We start from the raw sequence: 4,599 nt of genomic DNA, 5'->3' as shown, positions 1-4,599 counted from the left end.
CGCCGCAGGCATCGCAGCTTGCTGATACTGCTTTATCATTGTTCCTTGTTTGACGAATATATTTCTCCGTATTATCTCGTAGTCTTTTTCAGAAATCAAATATGATTCCTATATATGGAAGATTCACGTGTTTAATCTCCTTTTTGTTTTTCGGCTCTAATAGTTTGGTCAGCTTGTTGTCTTAAACTAGTAATACCTGCTTGGTTTAACGTCATAGCTGTAATGTTGCCTGTGTCATCTTGTTCAAAACAAATATTTGTATTTACAGCTTTTGCAAAAAATTCTAGCTCTGAGGTAGAAAAGAATTGCAATGGAGGTTGTTGCTGACATTGGACAAACAAATCTCCGTCCAAATTCATGACTTGAAACTGTAATCCTGCTTTGGTTGAGTACAACCCACAATATCTATCAGCTTGTACTAAAGGAATAATCGTTTTTTCCTTTGCAAAGGCATCAGGCCAATCATACTCCAGAGCCAGAGATCGCATGACTTCAGGAATCAGTTGGCTTTCATTAGAGTTGAGCATGACAACAGCCCCTTTTCCTATATGGGCATAAACACGCATCAGTGAGCAAAACCCTTCATTATGACCACTATGAAAAAAGTAGAAGCCATCACCAATTCCACCACCTGCAAAGAATCCTAATCCGACAAATAATCCATTGCCTAATCCGATAAACTCATCATTAGCTCCTTGTATTTGCCCTGGCTGTTGAGGAAGCAACATTTGTTCTAGCGTCTGTTTATTCCACACAGATGGAGGACAACCATGCAAGACTCTCATCATTTCAACCGCAAGTTTGGCTAAATCTGATGGAGTTGTCCATAAGCCGGCGGCTGCCATTTCCGGATAAACGTAATGTTTACCTTCAACTGGGATACCAGAACAAGAATGTGCAGTTGCGGCTTTAGTTAACCAATCATTCAACAGTGGCTGGTGATAAGTGCTATTGTTCATTCCCAAAGGCTGAAGCACTAATTCGTGTATCATGTCGGGAAAAGGTTGCCTCAGTAAATCAACCAAAACCTGTTGAGCAATTGTCATACCGCCACCGGAATAGCGAAAATGCAACCCAGGAATTATATTTACTTCTACTTTTTCGGTATTAGCCGGAGATTCACCATTGAGTATTTGAATGAGAGTTGGCAATGAGGTTGATTTGGGATAGCCAGGAAAACCATGTATCGTCAAGCCAGCAGTATGGCTCAACAAATGGCGTAACGTTATCCGAGGTTGCCAGTCACCGATCTTTGGCACACGCCAGGAAGTTAAATAAGTATTGACATCTTCATCAATATCCAAGCGTCCTTCTTGTGCCAGACGCATCACTGCTAAAGCAAAGACGGGTTTACTGATGGAAGCTGCTTGAAATAATGTGTCTGGTGTAACTTGATGATTTGTTCCCTTTTCACAAACACCAAATCCACGCGCCCATTCAATTTCAAAATTATTAATCACAGCAATACTAATGCCTGGCGTGTGGTGATGCGCTAACCGTTCGTCTAAAGTTTTCGGTTCATCAAATTTACCTTCTTGTGCGGTCACTGGCAAAAGATTATTGATAATACTTTCAATACGCTGCTCAACAGATTTCTGCATCGATACCTTCTTAAGCAACTTGTTCAGGTTTTCTTGCCGTCAACACAACCTTGTCACAGCGTTCTAAAACCGCTTCTGCTAGGGTGCAACAGAATCCGGTTGACTTTCCGGTAATCAGATAAACTTTACTCATGGAGTTTTTAAAAGTTAATAGTTTTTGTGTTATCGCAAACACAGGTATTGTCAAGTTAAGTCAGCAGATGGTCAAGCAGTTAATCTCTATCTTTTGGTAGAAATTTTTTGTTTTGATGAGTTAGTTTCTAATTATTTTAAAGATGCAAAGCTGATTTTAGCCGGAAGTTCGCAGTCGGAGAATGATCACACCACTAATAGCTGCATACACTGGTGAATAAGCAGCAAAAAATACTGGGATACCAAACATTCCACCAGCACCTCTTACCCATATAATCAAAATTGCCGAAGCAATCAAGAATGCTAAAACGTTCATGGCTATCCATAACAGAACTTTCAAGAACGTAAATCTTAATGCAAAAGCTTGCAACAATCCCATGAGCAAAGCAGCTATGAGTACGCAAAAGATAGAACGGGCGGTCGCTGTTGCATTATCCCAAAGAGTGGTTTCGATAAAAGTACCATTAGCTTGACCAACAGGTTCGGCAACATGGGTGTAGGTCAAAATAGTGACGGCCACTGCAATTCCAGTCCAGCCGATGGCAGTTGCAACTATCCACCAGCGTGAATGCTCAAACCACCTCCGCAAAACAAACCATTGGAATGTGCCAATTACTGCACCAGCAACCACAGCACCAGTAATCGCGCAGCCTAGCAGTATATAGCCGATTGCCCCTTGGGTATTAGCTCCTGGTAATGGTAATAAAGGGATGAATATCTCCATTAAAGGAACAGCTAAAAACGCTGCTCCAGTACCAACAAATCCACCGACAATAAAGCCAATTACTGTTGACAGCATCCACCGTCCCCATGCTGCTAACCTAAAAGAACTAGTGTTAGCTCCTGTTTAACTCCCATTAGCTAGATCTAACATTTGATAAGAACATTTATAGCTCTGGAACTTACAAAGGGATTATCTAATCAATTAAAACAGTTATCAAAACAGAATTCAGGAGTCAGGAGTCAGAATTCAGTATGAATTCTGTACGACTGGTGGATGAATCTAGGGGTTTAAGACCCCCGCTAAATCTTCATTTAGCGGTCTACAATGAGTGGCGGGTTTGAATCCCCCACTCATTGATTCTGACTCCTGAATTCTGGCTTCTGGGTTCTTCTTCAAATGATTTAATTTTTTGTCTGTTCCTCAATTACTCTACAAATACCGCAAATAGATGAACCTGTTAAAGCCTAAATCTCGAAAAAAGAGCAGCCTTAGCTTTGTATTAGTTGTGCTTGCGTGCTGTGGTTATAGTGTTGTGCAAACCTCATCAATAGCAAGTTTTAGTGCAGCTTATGGGAGTTCACCTGCTTCTAATGAAGCGAGTACACTCAAAGCTGGCTCCTACTTATATCGAAAAACAGAGGGATTTGTGCTAAATATATATATGGTACAACTTCCAAATACTAGCAAGGCTCAAGAAATTCGTTTTCAAGCACCATATACTCATCAAATGTGGCTTGGGGCAGATGGGTCAGGACGTATTCAGCGAATAGACGGTAAACCGGAGTTTTTGAGTGTCCAAGACCGTGCAGTTTGGGAAGCTGCGGGTAAACCAAGCTTGTCACCAAACTTCACGATAGATCATAAAGCAGGTGAACTGGTTGACTCTACAGTACTGCCAGTAGATCAAACTTTACTGACTCAGGTGATCCATAATCGGGTGAAACAGAACAATAGTGCGATTGAGTCTGGAATGTTTGATGAAACTTTGAGTATTTTGGTGACACTGCAAACTAAATCAGAGTTAAACCGACCACTGTTTGAAGTCATGGCAAATATTCCAGGAGTCACACGCAGCGAGAATGTTACAGATCGGCAAGGACGAGCAGGTATAAGTTTGAATTATACTGACAGCCAAACTGGAAAACAAACCCGTGTGATTTTTGACCCGCAAACATACAACGTATTAAGTGATGAGGTAGTTTTGCTAAAGCGAGTGCCAGAGTTAAACGTTTCAACCCCATTTTTACTAAGTTGGACGACGTATTCTGTTCCCAAAGCAGTAGCTTCAACTAGTAGTCTGCCAAGCAAACTTTGCTAAGTAATAGCTGTAATTGCTAAAATAGCCAAAAACAGGGAATAATATGGCAAAGAAGTATATCGTTGACTTGAGTGAAGATGAAGTTGCTCAACTGCAATCAATAATAAAGAAAGGTAGGCACAAGGCAAGAACTATAACTCGTGCAAATATTCTTTTGATGGCTGCTGAAGATGAAACAGACTCAGCGATCGCTGATAGAGTTAGAGTTCATGTTGCAACAGTACAGCGGACACGAGAAAAATTTGTCATTGGTGGATTAGATTTTGCGTTAAAGGATGAACCGCATCCACCAAAACCTCAAAAATTAGATGAAAAGCAAGAAGCATTTTTGATTGCAACAGCTTGTTCTAATCCGCCAGAAGGGAGAGTGCGTTGGACAATGCAATTATTAGCAGATCATTTAGTGAACGTTGGTATCATAGATTCAATCTCAGATGAAACAGTACGTCAAACTTTAGAAAAAATGAAATTAAGCCTTGGTTGAAAGAACAATGGTGTATTCCTGAAGTTAACGCAGAATATGTTTTCCGAATGGAAGATGTACTGGATTTATACAATGAGCCTTATGATCCTAAACGCCCTGTAGTCTGCTTTGATGAACGTCCCTACCAATTAGTAGAAGAAGTAAGACTTCCTTTGCCACCAGAGCCGGAGCAGCCTGAACGTTATGATTTTGAGTATAAACGTAACGGGACAGTAGTCAACGTATTGAAAAAGGACATTACCGCATCGAAAAACGTACAGTTTACACCGTACCTGTGTCACAGATTCCTGGACTTTATCAACTAGATTTATGGGGAGGACTAAAAACAATAGTCATGGTA

Annotated in this window: 6 protein-coding genes; 3 read left to right on the top strand and 3 right to left on the bottom strand. The window is 40.8% G+C overall.

Annotated features, from left to right (window positions below):
* Positions 1–131: 131 nt before the first annotated feature.
* The 3 genes from H6G97_RS46010 to H6G97_RS46005 form a co-directional block, all read right to left on the bottom strand.
* Complete coding sequence (locus H6G97_RS46010; RefSeq protein WP_190947088.1) at positions 132–1,601, bottom strand: serine hydrolase; 1,470 nt, start codon at positions 1,599–1,601, stop codon at positions 132–134.
* A 10-nt stretch (positions 1,602–1,611) separates the two neighbouring features.
* A complete protein-coding gene (locus tag H6G97_RS55170) occupies positions 1,612–1,734 on the bottom strand; it encodes a hypothetical protein (protein ID WP_277883448.1) in 123 nt (40 codons plus the stop codon).
* 156 nt (positions 1,735–1,890) lie between these two features.
* Positions 1,891–2,532, bottom strand: coding sequence for a hypothetical protein (locus tag H6G97_RS46005; RefSeq protein WP_190947087.1), 642 nt, complete (start codon positions 2,530–2,532; stop codon positions 1,891–1,893).
* Positions 2,533–2,989: 457 nt separating this feature from the next.
* Here H6G97_RS46005 and H6G97_RS46000 point away from each other — a divergent pair, with 457 nt between their 5' ends.
* From H6G97_RS46000 to H6G97_RS45990, 3 genes are read left to right on the top strand one after another with little or no spacing between them, the layout of a single operon-like run.
* Positions 2,990–3,775, top strand: a complete 786-nt coding sequence (locus H6G97_RS46000) for a hypothetical protein (protein WP_190947086.1) — start codon at positions 2,990–2,992, stop codon at positions 3,773–3,775.
* Positions 3,776–3,818: 43 nt separating this feature from the next.
* Positions 3,819–4,259, top strand: a complete 441-nt coding sequence (locus H6G97_RS45995; RefSeq protein ID WP_190947085.1) for a helix-turn-helix domain-containing protein — start codon at positions 3,819–3,821, stop codon at positions 4,257–4,259.
* Between the two features lie 47 nt (positions 4,260–4,306).
* Positions 4,307–4,564 (top strand): hypothetical protein, encoded by a 258-nt coding sequence (locus H6G97_RS45990; protein ID WP_190947084.1) that lies wholly within the window; start codon positions 4,307–4,309, stop codon positions 4,562–4,564.
* Positions 4,565–4,599 lie beyond the last annotated feature (35 nt).

Origin of the sequence: Nostoc flagelliforme FACHB-838, assembly GCF_014698065.1 — a bacterium.
Lineage (GTDB): Bacteria > Cyanobacteriota > Cyanobacteriia > Cyanobacteriales > Nostocaceae > Nostoc > Nostoc flagelliforme_B.
Note: the sequence above shows the minus strand (reverse complement) of the source record. Positions and strands in the feature narration are given on the sequence as shown.

Coding starts and splice junctions, on each gene's coding strand:
- H6G97_RS45990 (WP_190947084.1), top strand. CDS start 4,307: ATGGAAGATGTACTGGATTTATACAATGAGCCTTATGATCCTAAACGC.
- H6G97_RS46005 (WP_190947087.1), bottom strand. CDS start 2,532: ATGCTGTCAACAGTAATTGGCTTTATTGTCGGTGGATTTGTTGGTACT.
- H6G97_RS55170 (WP_277883448.1), bottom strand. CDS start 1,734: ATGAGTAAAGTTTATCTGATTACCGGAAAGTCAACCGGATTCTGTTGC.
- H6G97_RS46010 (WP_190947088.1), bottom strand. CDS start 1,601: ATGCAGAAATCTGTTGAGCAGCGTATTGAAAGTATTATCAATAATCTT.
- H6G97_RS45995 (WP_190947085.1), top strand. CDS start 3,819: ATGGCAAAGAAGTATATCGTTGACTTGAGTGAAGATGAAGTTGCTCAA.